Origin of the sequence: Dietzia aerolata, assembly GCF_014144865.1 — a bacterium.
Lineage (GTDB): Bacteria > Actinomycetota > Actinomycetes > Mycobacteriales > Mycobacteriaceae > Dietzia > Dietzia aerolata.
This window is the reverse complement of record NZ_JAALDM010000119.1, coordinates 1-1,361: the sequence shown is the minus strand read 5'-3', so window position 1 is coordinate 1,361 and position 1,361 is coordinate 1. Positions and strand designations below refer to the sequence as shown.

Below are 1,361 nucleotides of genomic sequence, written 5' to 3'. Positions count from 1 at the left end.
CCCGTGATGACCGCGGCGGCGACGGCGATGATGACGCCGTGTCCCATCTCCAGGGCGATCCGGGCGCCGATGATCGCGAAGACCGCCAGACCGAGGGCGTCGAGCCCCAGGAAGAGCACCCTGAAGTGCCGCATGATCGGGGCGACGAGCACGGTCACGACCGCGGCCGCCGCGACCAGCGCGAGGTAGGAGGGATGCTCCACCCAGATGAGCGGGTAGTGGCCCAGCAGGACGTCGCGGATCGAGCCGCCGCCGATCGCGGTGACGCACGCGACGATCACCACGCCGAACAGGTCCATGCGCTCGCGACCGGCGGCCAGCGCACCGGTCATCGCCTCAGCGGTGATACCGATGAGAAACAGTATGGTGAGAAATTCCACGGGTTCGACGCGTGACTAGAACCAGAGGTCGGCGAGCAGCTCGATCGACCGGTTCCGCACGGCCGGGTCGTAGGCGTAGGTGACGGTGATGAGCTCGTCGGCGTCGGTGCGCTGGACGAACTCCTCGAGCTGTGCCTTGACCGTGGCGGGCGAGCCGACGGCGCTGATCTCGAGCATCGCGGGCGTGCTGCCGGCGAACTCCGACGGGTCGACGGGCGGCTGGATCTTGCGGCTGCGTCCGGCGCGCAGGTCGAGGAACATCTGCTGCAGGGTGGTGAACTGCCGCTGCGCCTCCTCGTCCGTGTCGGCGACGACCACGTTGATGCCGGCCATCACCTGCGGCTTCTCCAGTTGCGCAGTGGGCGCCTCGGTGCTGAAGGACTGGCGATAGACCTGGATGGCATCGTCGATCTGGTCGGGCGCGAAGTGCGAGGCCAGCGAGAACGGCAGCCCCAACTGGCCGGCGATCGAGGCGCCGTTGACGGTGGAGCCGAGCACCCAGATCGGCACCTCCATCCCCTGCGAGACGGACGAGAAGATCGGGGTGCTGTGGGCGGTGCCGGTGTCGCCAAACCAGCCCTGCAGATCGTAGATGTGCTGGGCAAAGGCCTGCGGCTCGGCCGAGGAGCGGCTCAGCGCCTGCGCGGTCATCTGGTCGGTGCCGGGCGCGCGGCCCAGGCCCAGGTCGATGCGGTCGCCGTGGATGTTGGCGAGCGTGCCGTACTGCTCGGCCACCATCAGCGGGGCGTGGTTGGGCAGCATCACGCCGCCGGAGCCCACGCGGATGTTCTCGGTGACGCCGGCGGCCTGCGAGATGAGCAGCGACGTGGCCTTGGAGGCCAGGTTGGGCGTGTTGTGGTGCTCGGCGAACCACAGTCGCGAACACCCCAGCCGGTCGGCGAGCTTGGCCGACTCCATCGAGGCCTCGATCGCCTCACGGGCGGTGGATCCCTCGGAGATGGAGACCAGGTCGAGGATGCT

General features: G+C 68.9%; 2 protein-coding genes. Both read right to left on the bottom strand.

Annotation, left to right across the window (positions count from 1 at the left end; genetic code table 11):
- Positions 1 to 380: trimeric intracellular cation channel family protein (locus tag G6016_RS17215; protein WP_479682402.1), on the bottom strand; the 380-nt coding region annotated here is incomplete at its 3' end.
- Positions 381 to 395: 15 nt separating this feature from the next.
- On the bottom strand, positions 396 to 1,361 hold a 966-nt coding region (locus G6016_RS08020), incomplete at its 5' end, for an LLM class flavin-dependent oxidoreductase (protein ID WP_182632146.1).